The 18,388-nt window shown below is 58.6% G+C and carries 21 protein-coding genes; 6 read left to right on the top strand and 15 right to left on the bottom strand.

The window, feature by feature from the left end; all coding sequences use genetic code 11:
- Positions 1 to 3: 3 nt before the first annotated feature.
- From ACQG1K_RS21065 to ACQG1K_RS21015, 11 genes are all read right to left on the bottom strand, one after another.
- Positions 4 to 1,695, bottom strand: a complete 1,692-nt coding sequence (locus tag ACQG1K_RS21065) for a glycosyltransferase family 2 protein (RefSeq protein WP_367075814.1) — start codon at positions 1,693 to 1,695, stop codon at positions 4 to 6.
- Positions 1,686 to 2,036, bottom strand: a complete 351-nt coding sequence (locus ACQG1K_RS21060; RefSeq protein ID WP_022649683.1) for a (3R)-hydroxymyristoyl-ACP dehydratase — start codon at positions 2,034 to 2,036, stop codon at positions 1,686 to 1,688. The genes ACQG1K_RS21065 and ACQG1K_RS21060 overlap by 10 nt, the downstream gene beginning before the upstream one ends.
- Complete coding sequence (locus tag ACQG1K_RS21055; protein ID WP_367075816.1) at positions 2,023 to 3,369, bottom strand: AMP-binding protein; 1,347 nt, start codon at positions 3,367 to 3,369, stop codon at positions 2,023 to 2,025. The genes ACQG1K_RS21060 and ACQG1K_RS21055 overlap by 14 nt, the downstream gene beginning before the upstream one ends.
- On the bottom strand, positions 3,362 to 3,961 hold the full coding sequence (locus ACQG1K_RS21050) for a hypothetical protein (protein WP_045622193.1): 600 nt from the start codon (positions 3,959 to 3,961) through the stop codon (positions 3,362 to 3,364). The genes ACQG1K_RS21055 and ACQG1K_RS21050 overlap by 8 nt, the downstream gene beginning before the upstream one ends.
- Positions 3,933 to 4,184 carry an acyl carrier protein gene (locus tag ACQG1K_RS21045; protein ID WP_022649680.1) on the bottom strand — a complete coding sequence of 84 codons (252 nt, stop codon included), beginning with the start codon at positions 4,182 to 4,184 and terminating at the stop codon, positions 3,933 to 3,935. Before ACQG1K_RS21045 ends, ACQG1K_RS21050 begins: the two co-directional genes overlap by 29 nt.
- A gap of 11 nt (positions 4,185 to 4,195) precedes the next feature.
- Positions 4,196 to 4,453 carry a phosphopantetheine-binding protein gene (locus tag ACQG1K_RS21040; protein ID WP_003861263.1) on the bottom strand — a complete coding sequence of 86 codons (258 nt, stop codon included), beginning with the start codon at positions 4,451 to 4,453 and terminating at the stop codon, positions 4,196 to 4,198.
- Entirely contained in the window at positions 4,434 to 5,249 is an 816-nt protein-coding gene (locus ACQG1K_RS21035; RefSeq protein ID WP_058677289.1) for a lysophospholipid acyltransferase family protein, read from the bottom strand. The genes ACQG1K_RS21040 and ACQG1K_RS21035 overlap by 20 nt, the downstream gene beginning before the upstream one ends.
- A complete protein-coding gene (locus ACQG1K_RS21030) occupies positions 5,246 to 5,968 on the bottom strand; it encodes a beta-ketoacyl synthase chain length factor (RefSeq protein WP_367075821.1) in 723 nt (240 codons plus the stop codon). The genes ACQG1K_RS21035 and ACQG1K_RS21030 overlap by 4 nt, the downstream gene beginning before the upstream one ends.
- Before the next feature lie 125 nt (positions 5,969 to 6,093).
- The gene (locus ACQG1K_RS21025) at positions 6,094 to 7,143 is read right to left on the bottom strand and encodes an AI-2E family transporter (RefSeq protein WP_003861270.1); all 1,050 of its coding nucleotides are present in this window, start codon (positions 7,141 to 7,143) and stop codon (positions 6,094 to 6,096) included.
- A 135-nt stretch (positions 7,144 to 7,278) separates the two neighbouring features.
- The gene (locus ACQG1K_RS21020) at positions 7,279 to 7,836 is read right to left on the bottom strand and encodes a DcrB family lipoprotein (RefSeq protein WP_022649677.1); all 558 of its coding nucleotides are present in this window, start codon (positions 7,834 to 7,836) and stop codon (positions 7,279 to 7,281) included.
- A 72-nt stretch (positions 7,837 to 7,908) separates the two neighbouring features.
- Positions 7,909 to 8,574, bottom strand: coding sequence for a 7-cyano-7-deazaguanine/7-aminomethyl-7-deazaguanine transporter (locus tag ACQG1K_RS21015; RefSeq protein ID WP_367075824.1), 666 nt, complete (start codon positions 8,572 to 8,574; stop codon positions 7,909 to 7,911).
- A 169-nt stretch (positions 8,575 to 8,743) separates the two neighbouring features.
- Between ACQG1K_RS21015 and tusA the strand changes: the two genes are divergently transcribed.
- The 4 genes from tusA to ACQG1K_RS20995 all read left to right on the top strand — a co-directional run bounded on the left by tusA (position 8,744) and on the right by ACQG1K_RS20995 (position 12,393).
- Positions 8,744 to 8,986: a sulfurtransferase TusA gene (gene tusA, locus ACQG1K_RS21010; RefSeq protein WP_000130627.1), complete on the top strand. Its 243-nt coding sequence runs from the start codon at positions 8,744 to 8,746 to the stop codon at positions 8,984 to 8,986.
- Positions 8,987 to 9,602: 616 nt separating this feature from the next.
- A complete protein-coding gene (locus tag ACQG1K_RS21005) occupies positions 9,603 to 10,574 on the top strand; it encodes a TRAP transporter substrate-binding protein (protein ID WP_058677291.1) in 972 nt (323 codons plus the stop codon).
- A gap of 12 nt (positions 10,575 to 10,586) precedes the next feature.
- On the top strand, positions 10,587 to 11,096 hold the full coding sequence (locus ACQG1K_RS21000) for a TRAP transporter small permease (RefSeq protein WP_023298808.1): 510 nt from the start codon (positions 10,587 to 10,589) through the stop codon (positions 11,094 to 11,096).
- Positions 11,097 to 11,106: 10 nt separating this feature from the next.
- Positions 11,107 to 12,393 (top strand): TRAP transporter large permease, encoded by a 1,287-nt coding sequence (locus tag ACQG1K_RS20995; RefSeq protein WP_367075827.1) that lies wholly within the window; start codon positions 11,107 to 11,109, stop codon positions 12,391 to 12,393.
- Positions 12,394 to 12,482: 89 nt separating this feature from the next.
- On the opposite strand, the gene zntA is transcribed toward ACQG1K_RS20995, so the two are convergent.
- A complete protein-coding gene (zntA, locus tag ACQG1K_RS20990; protein WP_367075829.1) occupies positions 12,483 to 14,654 on the bottom strand; it encodes a Zn(II)/Cd(II)/Pb(II) translocating P-type ATPase ZntA in 2,172 nt (723 codons plus the stop codon).
- A 76-nt stretch (positions 14,655 to 14,730) separates the two neighbouring features.
- Positions 14,731 to 15,357, bottom strand: coding sequence for a lysoplasmalogenase (locus ACQG1K_RS20985; protein WP_022649672.1), 627 nt, complete (start codon positions 15,355 to 15,357; stop codon positions 14,731 to 14,733).
- Positions 15,358 to 15,486: 129 nt separating this feature from the next.
- Here ACQG1K_RS20985 and ACQG1K_RS20980 point away from each other — a divergent pair, with 129 nt between their 5' ends.
- The gene (locus tag ACQG1K_RS20980) at positions 15,487 to 15,846 is read left to right on the top strand and encodes a DUF2500 domain-containing protein (RefSeq protein ID WP_022649671.1); all 360 of its coding nucleotides are present in this window, start codon (positions 15,487 to 15,489) and stop codon (positions 15,844 to 15,846) included.
- A gap of 87 nt (positions 15,847 to 15,933) precedes the next feature.
- Here the strand turns inward: ACQG1K_RS20980 and ACQG1K_RS20975 are convergent, their stop codons facing one another.
- Positions 15,934 to 16,215, bottom strand: coding sequence for a DUF1145 family protein (locus ACQG1K_RS20975; RefSeq protein WP_022649670.1), 282 nt, complete (start codon positions 16,213 to 16,215; stop codon positions 15,934 to 15,936).
- The gene (gene rsmD / locus ACQG1K_RS20970) at positions 16,199 to 16,801 is read right to left on the bottom strand and encodes a 16S rRNA (guanine(966)-N(2))-methyltransferase (RefSeq protein WP_126315235.1); all 603 of its coding nucleotides are present in this window, start codon (positions 16,799 to 16,801) and stop codon (positions 16,199 to 16,201) included. Before rsmD ends, ACQG1K_RS20975 begins: the two co-directional genes overlap by 17 nt.
- 126 nt (positions 16,802 to 16,927) lie before the next feature.
- Here rsmD and ftsY point away from each other — a divergent pair, with 126 nt between their 5' ends.
- The gene (gene ftsY / locus ACQG1K_RS20965) at positions 16,928 to 18,388 is read left to right on the top strand and encodes a signal recognition particle-docking protein FtsY (RefSeq protein WP_023298805.1); all 1,461 of its coding nucleotides are present in this window, start codon (positions 16,928 to 16,930) and stop codon (positions 18,386 to 18,388) included.

Here is an 18,388-nt window from a genome sequence, read left to right as displayed (position 1 = left end):
CCTTTACTCCTTCTCGTTGACCTCTGGCAGCTGCCAGAAATCGAAAAAATTAAACCAGTCGAGCGGCGACAAGAGCGCGTAATGCTCCAGCCGCTGCGCATAGCGATCGACGGTCTGCTGTAGCGCCTGCTGGCGTTCGCCGCGTGGCAGCAGCAGCGGGTCGGCAAACGGCTCGCAGTGCAGGGTCAGCTTTCCCTGCTGGCAGAGGGCAAAAATCAGCACCACCGGGCAGCGCAATAGGGACGCCAGGATAAACGGTCCCTGCGGGAACGGCGCGGGCTGGCCCATAAATTCGCTCCATATCACCCGCCAGCTGCCGCCGCGCTGCGGGGTGACGGCGATGCGATCGCCCACGATCGCCACCCATTCGCCGCGATCCAGCTTCTCTTTAATGAGGATGGCGGTCTCCGGGCCAATGTCGGTGACCGGCATCAGGTGAATGCCCGCCTGCGGCGCCATCTCCTCCATCACCTGTTTAAAACGCTGAGCATTGTCGCTAAAGACCAGCGCGTTGATGGTTTTCGCCCCTTCGCGCTGGGCCAGCGCCCGGCAGGCTTCCACATCGCCAAGATGCGACGCGAGCAGCAGTTTGCCCTGAGGATCGTCAAGACCCAGCGCCTCCTGCGCGCCTGGCGCAAAGACCAGATCGCGATGAAGCTTCATTTCGCCGCGCCAGCTGGCCACTTTGTTCAGCATGGCATGACCGAAGCGCAGGAAGTGGGAAAAACTGTTAAGCCGTACGGGTTGCGGCATTTGCCGCTGTGCCATCACCGTTTTAACCCGCGTCAGCCACTGCTGCGACGCCTGACGCGCAGCGCGGGCGGTCAGCCAGTAGACGGCCGTAACCGGCCACAGCAGGATGGTAAACGCCTTTCGCCCCAGCAACTGCCAGACGCGCAGCATCAGGCGCATGCCCCATAATCCTTTCACCTCCTGCTGCTGCGCCCAGTGCTGCGAGCGGCGACGCATCAGCAGGGAAGGAATGCGCGGCAGCATGCCGAGAAACAGACGGGTATGCATCAACGAGATGCGCACGTTGTCTTTCAGGGCATCGAAATGGGATACCCCGTCCGGCGGATAGGTCACGCGGGTGGGCAGAAAATAGCTCGTGTTGCCCTGCCAGTAGAGGCGCACCATCACTTCAGTATCAAAATCCATCCGCCTGCCGAGCGGCGTGCCCGCCGCCAGGCGCATTACCGGCGCTATCGGGTAAACGCGAAACCCGCACATGCTGTCTTTCAGTTGCAGGGAGAGGGTTTCAATCCAGACCCAGACGTGCGTTATCCAGCGCCCGTACAGGCGCGAACGGGGGATCGAGTCATCATAAACGGGCTGACCGGAAATGAGCGCATCGGGATGGCGTTCGGCCAGCGCCAGCAGTTTGGGGATGTCTTCAATAGCGTGCTGGCCGTCAGCGTCCACCTGAACGGCGTGGGTGAAGCCGCGATCGGCACAGGCTTTCAGCTCCTGCATCACTGCCGCGCCTTTGCCGCTGTTTTCGGCGAGGCGCAGCAGCGTGACCTGCGGACGATCCGCCGCCAGCGCTTCAAGCGTGCGGCGCGTGGTTTCATCGCTGCCGTCGTCCACCACCAGACAGGGCAGATCGAAAGGCGCCAGGCGCGCCAGCACCGAAGCCATCATCGCCCCGTGGTTGTAGCACGGGATCAGGACGCAGGGACGGAAGGTTACTGACATAGGCGAATCTTCCCGCTGCTGGCGGTGTGGCGCTCGTTACCCGCATGGCGCTGGTAGCTAAAGGTCAGCATCTGGCGTTCGGGCTGCCAGGCAAGGAGCAGCGTGACCGTGTTCTCCGGCAACAGCGGGGCGGCGAACTTCACGTTCTGAATACTGTGAAAACGGTAGCCCGGCGCCAGCGCGGCAGCGTAATGCATCACCCGGTCGAGCTGGGCCACGCCCGGCAGCAGCGGCTGTACGGCGAAATGTCCCTTAAACCAGAGCAGGTCAGGATCAAGATAAAGGGTTATCTCCAGATACCCGGGGCCAGGCTCGCGTCGTTCGATTTCAGGGATTTTCATGAAACAACTCCTGTAGCTGCGCAGTTACGCGCTTGTTCATGCTGTTGACCGGAATTTCATCAACGATCCGCCAGTAGCGCGGTACGGCAACCGGTTCAAGCCAGGGGCGAAGGGCGCGACGCCAGGCGAGCTCCTGCGCTTTTTTGCTCTGTTCGTGTTGCTGACGCACCGCTTCATTCAGCACCAGCAATACGCCAATACCCTGACGCCCGCCGCGCGTCACCGTCAGCGCGGCGGCTTCGCGGATGCCGTCCAGCGCCAGCAGGCGGCGCTCAATGTCATCGAGCGAAATGCGCTTATCTTCAATTTTGACCACCCGACCGCGGCGCCCGACGAGGCTGAACTGCCCGTCAGCCGTGAAGTGCAGGATATCATCCAGCAGGACCCCCTCCGCCTCGGGGATCAGCGGCGACGTCACGCGATCGCCGTGAAACGTCACGCCGGGGAAAGGCTGCCAGCGGATGCTTTCCTCCTGACGGTTGCGCCAGGCCATTACGCCTGTTTCCGTGCTGCCGTATATTTCATCCGGCCAGACGTTGAGCCAGGCCTGAACCGCAGCGACCTCCTGCCAGGGCAGCGCGCCGCCTGCGGAGACGAGCAGGTTGACGGGGGGCGGCGTCAGTGACGCGTCCAGCCGCTTGAGAAACGCCGGACTGCTGATGAAAAGATAGCGTTTATCGTCGGGAAGGGCAGAGAGCTGCTCGGCATAGTTGAGCAGGCTGGCGTGCAGCGGCAGGCCGAGCGCCATGGGTAAGACGACACGAAACGTCAGGCCATACAGGTGGTGCAGCACCACGGAAGCGACGACGTGACAGCCTGCCAGACGATCGCCAAAATGTTCCGCCAGCAGACGAGCCTCACGATCCAGGCTGACCACCGGCTTACTCACCCGCTGCGGCTTGCCGGTCGAGCCGGAGGTGTAAAGCTCGATCGTGCGCATCTCATCGATGGCAGGCAGCGGTGAAAAGGGATGGCCTGCCCGCTGAACGGAAGCCACCCGCAGCTGTCGCCCCTGAAAATCGAGCGTGGTGTCGCTCAGGACGCCGCTGAACAGCGCCCGCTGTTCGTTAAGCTGTGCCGCCCGGCTGTGCCCGGGGAGGACCGGCGTTTTACCCGCATGCAGCGTCGCCAGCAGCGCGACAATAAACAGATAGCCGTTTTCGATGCACAGCGCCCAGCGCTCGCCTTCTTCATCACGCAGCGTGTCGACCAGCTGAGTGACATCGTGGCGCAGATCGCCAAGCGTCCAGAGATGGTTGTCCTGCCAGGCGACAGGGGTGTCGTCAGGGCGGGGGGCACTGAGCCACTGGCTAAGCGGGAGAGGGTTAAGCATCGTTTTTCATCACCCGTTGTCGCACCAGCCACTCGCCGGCCATCAGCGTGCCCATCAGGAGATAGGCAATCATCCCGTTCCACAGCGTCCACAGACGGATATCGGCGTGTAATACGGTAAACAGCGCGATCGCCCCGTTAATAATAAAAAAGCCGCACCAGACCTGGGTAACCCGGCGCGTGTAACGTACCCCGACGGGGGAGAGGTCCGGTTCACGCAGGCGCGCCAGCCGTTCAACGACAGGCATTGCCGTCCACAGCGAACCACCAAACACCACCAGCATCACCAGATTCACCACCACCGGATAAAACAGCACCCACTGGTGCGCGTGCAGGACGTAGCTCGCCGCGCAAAGCGCTATGCCAGCCAGCGCCACGCTCACGAAAAGATAACGCAGGGGACCGCCCTGCCGACGGGCCTGGCAGACGCGTAACAGCAGCACCAGCGCCATCACGGGCAGTATCCCGTGCAGGCTATTATTTGCCAGCCCAAAGCCGATCAAAAACGGCCATGCCAGCAGCATCAGCCCCGTCAGGGCGGGAAGAACTGGAATCGAACGCACGTTACGCGTCGCGCTGAAGCTGTTCCACAACGTCCACGACGTCCTGCACCGTGCGCACCGCTTTGAAGGTTTCGGGCTTGATTTTATGGCCCGTTTTCTTTTGCAGGTGCACTACCATATCGACGGCATCAATGCTGTCGAGATCCAGATCCTCGTAAAGCCGTGCCTCAGGGGTAATATCCTCCGGGGCGACTTCAAACAGCGTAATAAGAAGCGCAGAGACTTCCTGATAAATCGTTTGTTGTTCTGTCATAGCGGTCATTCTCAGGCGCGTTGTTGATGAATAAAAGCCGCGAGCGTGGCAACGGAATAGAAGTGCTGACGCATCTCGTCACTTTCGGCAGAAAGCACTACGCCGTACTGATTTTTTACCGCCAGCCCCAGCTCAAGGGCGTCGATTGAGTCCAGACCGAGGCCGTCGCCAAAGAGCGCGGCGTCTGTATCAATATCCTCTGGGGTAAGTTCTTCCAGATTCAGCGTAGAGATAATGAGATTCTTAATTTCAAGATAGAGCGCTTGCATCTTTCGTTCCTGACAAAGATTGAAGACCGGTTGTTAACTGATGCTGCATATGCCGGTTTAACTGCCTTGCTGCCAGCGCCGGTTCGTGCTGACTCGCATCATAAAAATCATGAATGTTGATGCGTTCGCGAACATCCACGGTGAAAACAGGTTTGTTGGGGGGCACGTTATACCAGTTGCTCTGTTTATCCAGCATCCGTTCGCTACAGTGGATCACCACCACGCGCACGGCGCTGTTGCAGCGAACGGCGATATTCGCCGCCCCACGTTGCAGGGTAATGGCTTCCCCCACCCGGGTGCGGGTGCCTTCAGGGAAGATAAGCAGGGTGTCGCCCTGGGCCAGACGCTGCTGGCTTGCGGCAAGCAGCGTGTCGGCTTCGCTGTTAATCAGATAGTCCGCCGCGCGGATCACGCCGCTGACGAACGGGTTACGCAGCAACGCGCTTTTCACCAGACAGTCAGTTTCGTTCATCACCGACGCCAGCAAAACGTAGTCCAGCAGCGAGGGATGGTTCGCAATCACCAGACAGCCTCGCTCGGCGCGCAAAACGTCCAGGTTGTTGAAACGGTAATCCAGTACCCCTACACCGCGTACCACCGCGAGGAACAGGCGGAAACTGGCAGAAATAGTGCGGCGTGCCAGGCGGCGACGTTGAGTGCGGTCACGCTGGAAAATCAGCAGCAGGTTAAACCACACCAGCGACAGCGTCAGCCCGCCGAGGCCGAACAGGGCGAAGCACAATCCGGTCATCAGCATGCGCCATACCCGATCGAGGCGGGAACGTAACCCTCTCATTGGCGCGTCCATTGCCACAGCAGGCGCTCGCCCGGCAGCGTAAACTGGCGCTCGTCCCGCAGGTAATGGCGCAGGAACTGCAGGCTTTGCGGCAGCGCGGGCTCTTCAGGCCTGCGGTTGGCGTGCGTTTCACAGCTGAGCGTATTTCCGGCCTCAATTACCAGCGCCAGCGCGTAGGGCCAGACGGGCATCTGCGGCGGCAGCCCGGCGTGATAAAACTCCGGCAGCTGACCGTCGAAATCTACCAGCAACACGCGTGAGTAGCCCGCATGCAGCAGGCTCAGCACCTCGCATAAGCTCTGCTGGAAGGTATCCATACCGGCGGAAACCGACGAAGAGACAACCGGCTGACGCGCGGCGATAGTGAGATTGCCGACCGCCGAGTTGTGTACCGACATGGCAAAATCGGTGGGGGAAACGGGCTGATCTGTCGCCAGGGCCTGGAGAATACGAAAATTGCGTTCCAGCTCCCCGTGACGGCTGCTGTAGACGACGGCGTCGATGCGGTGTTTGCGCAGCATCATCAGGCCAAGATCAACGGCCAGCTTGCTGCCTGAATTCAGGCGGCGGGCGGTCATCATCGGCAGATCGGTCAGTTTCGCCAGCGGTGCATCAGGATCGATGGCGTCAGACCGGCGTGACCATGCCTGCCATTCGTCGGCATCGCTGAGTCCTGGCGCTCTTGCCTGCCAGTCGATAAGGGTAAGTGTAAATTTCATCTACGCGCGTCCGCGATAAACCTGTTTCTGTGACTTTTTCTTCGCCAGCGCGATTTGCTGCGCACATCGTACAATGTTGTCGTCGCGCTGGCGAATAAACGTCACTTTTAACCCTTTCCACCCGGTTATCCCGGCAAACGGCTTTTTGGCCGACCCGGACCCAGCAGAATGGCGAGTTTACTGCCTCCTTTCGTGGTTTCCATCCAGATTTTACAGACGCTGGTGAGCGGCACGGAGAGCAACATGCCCACCGGTCCCAGCAGCCATCCCCAGATCAGTAACGATAAAAACACCACCATCGTCGACATGCCCAGACGGTGACCCATCATGCGCGGTTCGAGAATATTGCCCAGCACCATATGCACGACGAGGAACAGCGCTCCTACCAGCATGCACTCATAAAAACCGTTAAACAGGAACGCCTGGATCATCGGCGGAACGGCAGAAAGCACCGCGCCGATATTGGGCACGTAGTTCAGTAAAAACGCCAGCACGCCCCACATCAGCGCGAACTGCACGTCCAGCAGCACCAGCCCCAGCCAGACGATCACGCCGGTCCACAGGCTTAACAGCGTTTTCAGCGCCAGATATTTGGACACACCCTTCAGCGCGCGATGCAAGCCGGCAATGTGGATCTGCGGATTGTTCAGGGCAAAACGCAGCTTATACGGCACGTGGCGCACTTCGAACAGCATAAACACCACCGTCATCACCAGCAGCAGAATGCTGGCCATTGCCCCGGAAAGCCCGGTCATCAACGTGGTGGCGTAGGTCATCACCTTCTCGGAATCCATCCGGCGCAGCATCCGTTCCGGTGAGATATGCAGATTAACGAACGGCAACATGCGCTGGAGATCGACCAGCTTGCGCGTCAGCTCTTTATTGTACTGCGGCAGCATGGTGGAAAATTCGCTCAGCGAGGCGGCGAGCACGCCGAACAGCGCCGTCAGGACAACCAGCATCACCATCACCACAATGGTAATCGCGACCGGGCGGCTGATGCCCCGGCGTAAAAACCACGTCACCAGCGGGTTGAGGACGATGGCGAAAAACAGCGCCAGCAGAAGCTGAACAATGATATCCGCCGCCGCATGGATACCCGCAAGGATAACCACCAGGCAGGCGAGTTTTAATAAAATATGAAGTCCGGCTTTGTCGGGCGGGCTGGCAGTCATAAGAATTCCTTTTTCCGGGGGGCTTGCTAATTGTAGTGCGCCGGATTCGCTTCGTCTGGAGCGTTAGTCTTAAAGTCATGGAAAAAAAATGGCCCCCGGCGCAAGCGACGGAGGCCACGTCATCCTGGTGAACGATTACTGGATCACGAGGGTGTTAATGATGTTTTCAGCGGTTGCCTGCGCTTTTTGCTGATTATCTGCAGGCAGAGTGATCTGCATGGTTAGCAGTTTATTATCTACCTTGCCGAGAACCACGGAGGAGTAAGCGGTCTGGCCTTTGGCGGAGATGATGCTGTCCAGCTGTTGCAGCGTGTGGCCTTTCAGCTCGATAGACTTATTGGTCACCACCTGAAGCTGCGGGTCGCGGCTGCGCTGCTGATCTTCCAGACGTTTGGACAGCACACCCAGATCTTCGCTGGTATCGTCACCGACAATCACAATGACTGCTTTTTGCCCGGTGGCATCGGAGTAGACGTGCATGTTGTTCGCCTGGGTGCCCAGCTTACCGCTCTGATCGGTCATGTCCGCGGGCAGAGAGAAACTGAGTTTGCCATCCATCAGGCTCACCGGCTGACCGGTGGCGTTGCTTTCTGCTGACGCGCCCTGAGCAGGCGTTTTGGTGTCGCTGTTATCACAGGCTGCAAGGCCAACAACCAGCAGGCCAATCCCGACATATTTAACCAGATTGCGCATTGACTTCTTCCTTTCGATAAACGGCCATAGCGGCTCATTCGTTCATCTTATCACAACTGATAAAGCGAACCCTTAACCTGCCTGCAATGCGGAGATTTCAGATTTATCTGCCAGTCTTTTCAGCAGCATATTCAACAGCACGCCGTACATCGGCAGGAAGAAGACCAGGCTGATAAGCACCTTAAAGGCGTAGTCCACCAGAGCGATTTCCATCCAGTGTTCTGCCATGAAGGCGTCCGGGCTGCGCCAGAAGGCGATGAAGAAGAAGGCCACCGTATCGCTCACGTTACCGAACAGCGTGGAGGCCGTTGGCGCCATCCACCAGCGATGGTTCTGACGCAGGCGGTTAAACACGTGGACATCGAGGATCTGCCCCAGAGCATAGGCCATAAAGCTGGCGGCGGCAATACGCGCGACGAACAGGTTGAAATGCGTCAGGGCTTCGAAGCCCTGCCAGCTTCCCATGTAAAACAGCGAGGAGATGGCGTAGGAGACAAACAGTGCCGGGATCATCACCGCAAAAATAATCCGCCGCGCCAGCGGTGCGCCAAAAATACGCACGGTTAAATCCGTCGCAAGGAAAATAAACGGGAAACTGAACGCGCCCCAGGTGGTATGGAAACCAAAAATGGAGATGGGGAGCTGTACCAGATAGTTACTGGAGATGATCACCAGCAGATGAAATAGCGAAAGCCAGAACAACGCCTTGACGCGCTGCGATTGTGTAAAGGAGTTCATATTGTACCTTTTTGATTAATATTTGGGGTGAGGGAACCCAATAAAGCCGCCGCATGATACTGCTTTGACGACACTTTGCAATGGCTAATTTTCACGCAATCGTTAACCTGGTTTGCATTGGCGATAGCGGGGCGTAAACTACAGCCGTTTTTACCTGAACGAGAAGAACATGACCGACCTGTTTTCCAGCCCAGACCACACGCTTGATGCTCAGGGCCTCCGTTGCCCGGAGCCGGTAATGATGGTGCGTAAGACCGTCCGTAACATGCAGAGCGGCGAAACGCTGCTGATCGTCGCCGATGACCCGGCCACTACCCGCGATATTCCCGGTTTTTGTACCTTTATGGAACATGAACTGGTAGCGCAGCAAACCGAGACCTTGCCGTACCGGTATTTGATTCGTAAGGGGTAAGCCCTCACCCCGGCCCTCTCCCAAAGGGCTGAGGGATCCCCAGTAATTTTTTATGCAGAAGCAATAAAGTTGCTTTCTAAATGACTGAGGGCTGTCAGCGATGCCCTGGTCCGGCTGTAAATCGCTGAGGCGTTTCCTGCAGGCCGGGGCGAGGCGCAGGGATGCGCCGAGAGGGCGGCTTTACAGGGACGTTGCCTCCGCCCGTACCCGATAAGCCGGAAGGAATAAGCCGAGGGCACCGCGAAGCGGCGATTTACCGCCGGGAGCCCGGGTCGCCAGGGTGGTGGCGACTGAGCCACCCTGGCACGTTCACCGGTCATGTCGTTACAGAGTAGCAAGGAACATAAAGTGAACGAAATGACCACCACCGCCGTATGTTCCCCTCACCCTAACCCTCTCCCCGGAGTGGCGAGGGGATTGCTCAGTGCTCGCATTAATTTGTGGGGAACCCTCAGCCCAAAGTGAGAGGGCGAAAACCTTTCTAAACCATCGTTTCAAAATTTCGCGCTTTTTGTGAGGCGCTTCACCCTCCTTTTTCCAGCCGTAGTCTAATTTTTAAACGTCAAAAACTAAAACATCGTTTTAACGCTTATTTCACTACCCTGGAGTTGACTCAATGAAAACGACCCTCAAGCCGTTACTGGCTGCTCTGTGCCTGTCTGCTTTTGCCTGCACCGTTTCTGCCCAGACCATCAAAGCCGCCGATGTGCATCCTGAAGGCTACCCGAACGTGGTGGCGGTTCAGCAGATGGGTGAAAAACTCAAACAACAAACCGATGGCAAGCTGGAGATTAAGGTCTTCCCCGGCGGCGTGCTGGGGGATGAAAAGCAGATGATTGAGCAGGCGCAGATGGGGGCGATAGACATGATCCGCGTCTCTATGGCGCCGGTTGCCGCCATCCTGCCGGATATCGAAGTGTTTACGCTGCCCTACGTATTCCGCGATGAAGACCACATGCACAAGGTGATCGACGGGGATATCGGCAAGCAGATTGGCGACAAGCTGACCGCCAACCCGAAATCGCGCCTGGTCTTCCTCGGCTGGATGGATTCCGGCACCCGCAACCTGATCACCAAAGAGCCAATCGTTAAACCGGAAGACCTGAAAGGGAAGAAGATCCGCGTCCAGGGTAGCCCGGTGGCGCTGGCCACGCTGAAAGCGATGGGGGCGAACTCGGTGGCGATGGGCGTCAGCGAGGTTTACAGCGGCATGCAGACCGGGGTGATCGATGGCGCGGAGAACAACCCGCCAACCTTTATCGCCCACAACTACATGCCGATCGCCAAAAACTACACGCTGAGCGGCCACTTTATCACTCCGGAAATGCTGCTCTACTCCAAAGTGAAATGGGACAAGCTCAGCGCTGACGAACAGCAAAAGATCCTGACGCTGGCCCGCGAAGCGCAGTTCGAGCAGCGCAAGCTGTGGAATGCGTATAACGACCAGGCGCTGGCAAAAATGAAGGCTGGCGGCGTGCAGTTCCACGATATCGACAAAACGGTGTTCATCAAAGCCACTGAGCCGGTGCGCGCGCAGTATGGCGACAAGCATCAGGATCTGATGAAAGCCATCGCTGACGTTCAGTAATCCGGAGTACGTATGTCCGAACTCTACCTGAAGTGGATGGATCGTCTGTACCTGCTCGCCATGGCGGTGGCGGGTCTCTCGCTGCTGGTGATGACGATAGTGATCCCCATCGGCATCTTCTCACGCTACGTGCTCAATCGCGGCGAATCCTGGCCGGAACCGATCGCCATTATCTGCATGGTGACGTTTACCTTCATCGGCGCGGCGGTAAGCTACCGCGCCGGGTCGCATATTGCGGTCAACATGCTTACCGACCGCCTGCCCGCGTCGCTGCAAAGGCTGTGCGCGCGGGTAGTGGATCTGCTGATGCTGCTTATTTCTGGCCTGATGTGCTGGTACAGCTACTGGCTGTGCGTCGAGCTGTGGGAGCAGCCGGTGGCGGAGTTTCCGCTCCTGACCTCCGGCGAAAGCTATCTGCCTCTGCCTGTCGGGTCGGCCATTTTGATCCTGTTTGTGCTTGAACGCCTGCTGTTTGGCTCGCAGGAAAACCGTCCGGTCGTGCTGATCGGCAATCACAGTTAAGGGGTGAACAATGGATGCTTTTGTTTTGTTATTCACCCTCGCCATTTTGCTGGCGCTGGGGATGCCGGTGGCCTTCGCCGTCGGCTTAAGCGCCGTGGCGGGCGCGCTGTGGATTGACCTGCCGCTGGAGGCGCTGATGATCCAGATCACCAGCGGGGTCAATAAATTTACCCTGCTGGCAATCCCGTTCTTCATTCTTGCCGGGGCGATCATGGCGGAAGGGGGCATTGCCCGACGGCTGGTGAATTTCGCCTACGTGTTCGTCGGCTTTATCCGCGGTGGGCTGTCGCTGGTGAACATTGTCGCCTCGACGTTCTTCGGCGCGATTTCCGGCTCGTCGGTGGCGGATACGGCGTCTATCGGCAGCGTGATGATCCCGGAGATGGAGAAGAAGGGTTATCCGCGCGAATACGCGGCGGCGGTGACGGCCAGCGGGTCGGTGCAGGCGATTCTGATCCCGCCCAGCCACAACTCGGTGATTTACTCCCTGGCGGCGGGGGGAACGGTCTCCATCGCCACGCTGTTTATCGCGGGCGTGCTGCCGGGCCTGCTGCTGGGGGTGAGCCTGATGGTGCTCTGCCTGTGCTTCGCCCGCAAGCGCGGCTACCCGAAGGGGGACAAAATCCCGTTCAGGCAGGCGCTGAAAATTATGCTCGATGCCCTGTGGGGGCTGATGACGGTGGTGATTATCCTAGGTGGGATCTTGTCCGGGATTTTTACCGCCACCGAATCTGCCGCCGTGGCCTGTCTGTGGGCGTTCTTCGTCACCATGTTTATCTACCGCGACTACAAGTGGAGCGAACTGCCGAAGCTGATGTGCCGCACGGTGAAAACCGTCACCATCGTGATGATTTTAATCGGCTTTGCCGCGGCGTTTGGGGCGGTGATGACCTACATGCAACTGCCGATGCGCATCACCGAATTCTTCACATCGCTCTCCGATAACAAGTACGTGATCCTCATGTACCTCAACATCATGCTGCTGCTGATTGGCACGCTGATGGACATGGCGCCTATCATCCTGATCCTCACGCCGGTGCTGCTGCCGGTGACCAATGCACTGGGTATCGACCCGGTGCATTTTGGGATGATCATGATGGTTAACCTGGGGATTGGGCTGATCACGCCGCCGGTCGGGTCGGTGCTGTTTGTGGCGAGCGCGGTGAGTAAGCAGAAGATCGAACACGTGGTGCGGGCGATGCTGCCGTTTTACGGTATGTTGCTGGTCGTGCTGGGGATGGTGACGTACATTCCGGCGATTTCATTGTGGTTGCCGGGGCTGTTAGGGATGCATTGACGCGTGCGGCCTGATGCCCTCACCCCGGCCCTCTCCCGCGGGGAGAGGGGGCAAACACGAGAAACGGCAACCCGGTTGCCGTTTCACTTTTACCTTTGACGCAACAACCGCAACGCGTTCGCCGTAACCAGCACCGTCGCCCCCGTATCCGCCAGTACCGCCAGCCACAGTCCGGTCATGCCGAGCAGCGTGGTGATCAGGAAAATCCCCTTCAGACCCAGCGCAATGCCGATGTTCTGCCGAATATTGGCGCGCGTCGCCCGCGCAAGTTCTATCATCTGCGCCAGCCCGGTCAGGCGGTTGTGCGTCAGCGCCGCATCGGCGGTCTCCAGTGCCACGTCGGTGCCGCTGCCCATCGCAATGCCGATGCTGGAAGCTTTCATTGCCGGGGCATCGTTTATTCCGTCCCCGACCATCGCCAGCGGGGCGTTGCTGTTCAGCTCGGTTACCGCGCTGACTTTATCCGCAGGCAACAATCCGGCCTTAAACTCCAGCCCCAGCGCGCCTGCAATCGCCGCCGCCGCGCGCGGATTATCGCCGGTCAGGATCACGCCCTGTACTCCCAGCCTGTGTAGCGCGTCGACGGCGTCTTTCGCATCGTCACGCAGGGTGTCGCGCAGCGCCAGCATGCCCATCGGCACACCGTCCTGCATCACGGTAATGACCGTCTGCCCGGCCTGCTCCAGCGCCTCAACCTGTGGAGTAGAGCGCGCGTCCGCCGCGGCGATCAGCACTTTTTTGCCTTCGACCACAGCTTCAATCCCTGACCCGACCAGCGCTCGCTGGGCCGTTGCCGGAGGGATGTTCAGCCCGCGGCGCTGTGCTTCACGCACAATCGCCTGCGCCAGAGGGTGGGTGGAACCCTGCTCCACGGCAGCGGCCAGCGTCAGCAGGGCGTCTTCACTGATGTCCTGCGGATACACGCCGGTCACCTGCGGCCTGCCGACGGTCAGCGTGCCGGTTTTATCGAAGGCGATGTGCTGGACCTGGCTCAGCTGTTCCAGCGCCGCGCCGCCCTTAATCAGCGCCCCGCGACGTGCCGCCGCCGCCAGCCCGGAGGTAATCGCCGCCGGGGTGGAGATCACCAGCGCACACGGACAGCCGATCAGCAGCAGCGTCAGCCCTTTGTAAATCCAGCCCTCCCACGGCGCGCCGAAGAACAGCGGCGGGACGACGGTGACCAGCAGCGCCACCAGCATGATGGCGGGGGTGTAAATCCGGCTGAAGCGATCGATAAAGCGTTCTACTGGCGCGCGGCGCTCCTCGGCGTCTTCAATCAGCCTGAGGATGCGGTCGATGGCGCTGTCGCCCGGTTCGGAAAGGACCGTCAACTGCACCAGTCGGTCGACGCTGGTGGCGCCCGCAGGCACCTTTTCACCCGCCGCGCGCGCAACCGGGATGGATTCCCCGGTCAGGGCACTTTCGTCAAAACTTGCGGTGGCGGTAACGAGGGCCCCATCGGCTGGCAGACGTCCGCCTGCGGGCACTTCAATCACGTCACCCGGGCGCAGGGTGTTGATGGCGACCGTTTCACGCTGACCATCAATAACCCGCGTGGCGGTTTCCGGCTTTAGCGCCATCAGCGCGCTCACCCCTTTACGCGCCCGGCTCGCCGCCCAGCCCTCAAGGCGTTCGCCAATTAAGAACAGCAGCAGCACCATCGCCGCTTCCGCCGTCGCGCCAATAAACAGCGCCCCGATAGCCGCCACGCTCATCAGCGTTTCGATGGCAAACCAGCTGCCGCTTCTCATCAGACGCAGCGCCTGACGGGCAATCGGGAACAGGCCAACCAGCGTGGTGGCGATAAACGCCAGGTTGCCGAACGGGTGGTTGATCTGCTCCAGCCCCCAGCTCAGGGCCATCATGATGATGAGGGTGATAAGGGGCAGGTTTTCTTTTAGCGGGGACGTTTTTTCTGCGGGCGCCGTTTCGCTGCGCAGGGTATAACCCGCTTTGCTGACGGCGGCTTCAACCTGTCTGCTGACGTCGTTTTCGGCGCTGACCAGCAGCTTTTCGGTAGCGAACAGCACCTGAACGTGGCTCACGCCCGGCACCTGCTTCACCGCGTTTTCCACTTTGCGGGCGCAGGCCGCGCAGTCCATGCCGTTGACGACCCAGCTGTAGTGATTGCCGCTTTCAGGCAGCGTTTGAGTTTGCGTTTCGCATGCGCCCTCGCAGCAGCAGTCCTCTTTTGGCGGAACCGGGCTGAGCTTAAGTGCCGAGAATTTGGGAACTTTTTTAGGTATTTCTGGAGTCGACATGGCAGTCTCCGGTAATGATAATTTTCTCATTAACCGCAGCATACACTCTGGAGTCGACTCCAGAGTCAAGCGTTATTTAGATATACAGTGAACGCACAATCAGGAAGTGTCCGGCAAAGTAACAGGCGGCAGAAATCGCATTATCCGCACGGAAGCGGCGGCGATAGTGGCTGCCCAGCCAGACGATGTTACCCAACAGCAACAGTGCGGCACCGAAGAACGCGGACATCGCAGGCGCTGTCGGACGGAAGAACCACAGCTCGCCTGCCAGCCACACCATCACCAGCGTCATGGCGATAAACGTACACACCGGCAGACGCATCTCTTCCAGACGCGACCAGATCACCGCGATCAGCAGGGCGCCAATCACCAGCAGCACCAGCGGCAGCGGCCAGAAGATGGAGAGCGTCATCTGGCTGGCAAAGTAGATGGTATAGAGCAGATGCGACAGGAAGAATGCCCCCACGGCGTACAGCAGACGCTGGCGCGGCAGCAGGGTTAAGGCATCGCCAATCAGGGACGCACACAGCCCCGCGAGGACAAGATAGCTGATGGCGTTAAACATCGGTGCCTGCCAGGCAAGCAACAGCAGGAGCAATAGCGTGACGGGTTTAAACAACCAGCGCTGCCAGGCTGGGCCACGGTAAGACGCATCGACGTAAAGCCATGCGGAAAAACAGACAGCGATAAATGACCAAAGCATATTAACTCCCTGTAACTGTTGAGGCTGAATGATCAGTTTCTGATCCAGTGTAGTGACGCGAGCGGGCGTTTGGCAATGCCGGGGCAGGCGAGGTATCCTGAATTCCGCATAATCTGATGGGATTTTTCAATGAGCAAGATGCCGCTGTTTTTTATTGTCGTGCTGGCGATTATCGTCATTGCCGCCTCGTTTCGCTTCGTGCAGCAGCGCCGTGAGAAGGCCGACAACGATGCCGCGCCGCTGATGCAAAAGCGCGTGGTGGTGACGAACAAGCGCGAGAAACCGCTTAATGACCGCCGATCCCGCCAGCAGCAGGTGACGCCTGCGGGCACAACGATGCGCTATGAAGCGAGCTTTAAGCCGGAAACCGGCGGGCTGGAGATGACCTTCAGACTGGAGGCGCAGCAGTACCACCAGTTGACGGTGGGGGAGAAAGGCACGCTGAGCTACAAAGGGTCGCGGTTTGAAGGGTTTGAACCGGAGCAGTAATTTTCCCCTCACCCCGGCCCTCTCCCCGAAGGGGAGAGGGTGTAAGCGTCCCCTCTCCCCTTCGAGGAGAGGGTTAGGGTGAGGGGGTTACTTCTTCACCTGCGCCTTAAACTTCTTCATCCACACCAGCAGCTCAAATACGCCGAAAATAAACACCCGTAGCTGCTGCCAGCCGGTCATCGGTGGGCTATCTTTCGGCAGTCCGTTTTTCAGCATCACCATCTGCAAGGCATGCATGAACGCGGTGAAAATCAGCGCCACGTTAATGAAGATATTCAGCGGACGCGGGAACGGGTGCACCAGATTCAAAATCAAAAATGCCCAGACGCCCAGCATCAGCAAGCGCCCTACGTTAATCAGTACTGGCATCGGATCCTCCTTGTGCCTGACGGTGATACAGACGATAAGCCACCTGGCCGGCGACCTTCTCGCGGTGCAGATCCCAGTGAACGGGAACGGACGGCAGACCATTTTCCACTTCGCTTTCAACGTAAATCAGCGCGTCGTCTGCCAGCCAGCCATTTTTTTCCAGCAACGATAATGTCTCTTCCAGCAGCCCTTTACGGAACGGCGGGTCAACAAACACCACGTTGAACGGCGTCCCCTGTTGCGCGAGGAAGCTCAGCGTGTTGGTATTCACCACTTTGGCGTTGGTTGCTTTCAGCGTAGCCAAATTTTGCTGCAACGTCTGCGCGACGCCGCGCTCCATCTCCAGCAACGTGGCGCTCGCAGCATAGCGCGACAGCGCTTCCAGCCCTAATGCACCGCTTCCGGCGAAGCAGTCCAGGCAATGGGCGTCTACCATTGACGGGGCGAGCCAGTTAAACAGCGTCTCGCGAACGCGGTCCGTGGTAGGGCGTAAACCGGGGCTGTCCGGCACCGGTAATTTCCGGCCTCGCCACTGACCGCCGATAATGCGAATTTGACCGGCCGGGGCGCGGGTGGGTTTCTTCATCTCAGGAAAGCTCTGTTAACAATGCCCTGCGATTGCGGGCGGTGATGTCAATTAAGTAAAGTGTTAGACTATTTCATCATTTTTTTAGCTTCCCTGTATATAGCGCCGCGAGGAGTGTAGTCGCAGATGGCAAAACAAAAAAAACGTGGCTTCTTTTCCTGGTTGGGTTTCGGTGAAAAAGAGCAAGAAACAGAACAGAAAACCGAAGAACAGCAGGTTGTAGAAGAGCAGTCACAGCCTGAAACGCCTGTCGAAACCGCTGCGGTTGTCGAAGCGGAAGAGCCAGCCCACAGCAAAGAAGAGATTGAATCCTTTGCCGAAGAGGTGGTTGAGGTTACCGAACAGGTTCAGGAGAGCGAAAAACCAGAGCCGGTTATCGTTGAAACCCTTACCGAAGCGCCGCAGGCCGCTATCGAACACGAAGCGCTGCCGCTGCCGGAAGAGGTGAAAGCTGAAGAGGTTTCTGCCGAAGAGTGGCAGGCCGAAGCGGAAACCGTTGAAATTGTTGAGGCAGTGGAAGAAGAAGCGGCCCTTGAGCCAGAGCTGACCGACGAAGAGCTGGAGGCCCAGGCGCTGGCGGCGGAAGCGGCTGAAGAAGCGGTCATCGTCGTGCCGGTGGAAGAGCAGGCCGAAGAAGAGATCGTTCAGGAGCAGGAAAAACCGACCAAAGAAGGTTTCTTCGCGCGCCTGAAGCGCAGCCTGCTCAAAACCAAAGAAAACTTAGGTTCCGGATTTATCAGTCTGTTCCGCGGCAAGAAGATCGACGACGATCTGTTTGAGGAGCTGGAAGAGCAACTGCTGATTGCGGACGTGGGCGTGGAGACCACCCGGAAAATCATCGCCAACCTGACCGAAGGAGCGAACCGCAAACAGCTGCGTGACGCCGAGGCGCTGTACGGCCTGCTGAAAGACGAGATGGGTGAAATTCTCGCAAAAGTTGACGAACCGCTTAATATTGAAGGCAAAATGCCCTTTGTTATTCTGATGGTTGGCGTCAACGGCGTGGGTAAAACCACCACCATCGGCAAGCTGGCGCGCCAGTTTGAGCAGCAGGGCAAATCGGTGATGCTGGCGGCGGGCGATACCTTCCGTGCGGCAGCGGTGGAACAGCTCCAGGTGTGGGGCCAGCGCAACAATATTCCGGTCATTGCCCAGCACACCGGCGCGGATTCCGCGTCCGTGATTTTCGATGCCATCCAGGCGGCGAAGTCGCGTAACGTGGACGTGCTGATTGCAGATACCGCAGGGCGTTTGCAGAACAAATCGCACCTGATGGAAGAGCTGAAGAAAATCGTTCGCGTCATGAAGAAGCTGGACGAAGATGCACCGCATGAAATTATGCTGACTATCGACGCCAGCACCGGACAGAACGCCATCAGCCAGGCGAAGCTGTTCAATGAAGCGGTAGGACTGACCGGGATCACGCTGACCAAGCTGGACGGCACCGCGAAAGGCGGGGTGATCTTCTCCGTGGCCGACCAGTTCGGCATTCCTATCCGTTATATCGGTGTGGGCGAGCGTATTGAGGATTTACGTCCGTTTAAAGCGGACGACTTTATTGAGGCACTATTTGCCCGAGAGGACTAA

The sequence above is a fragment of the Enterobacter cloacae complex sp. 402C9 genome, assembly GCF_050030745.1.
In the GTDB taxonomy this organism is placed as follows: Bacteria; Pseudomonadota; Gammaproteobacteria; order Enterobacterales; family Enterobacteriaceae; genus Enterobacter; species Enterobacter intestinihominis.
Note: the sequence above shows the minus strand (reverse complement) of the source record. Positions and strands in the feature narration are given on the sequence as shown.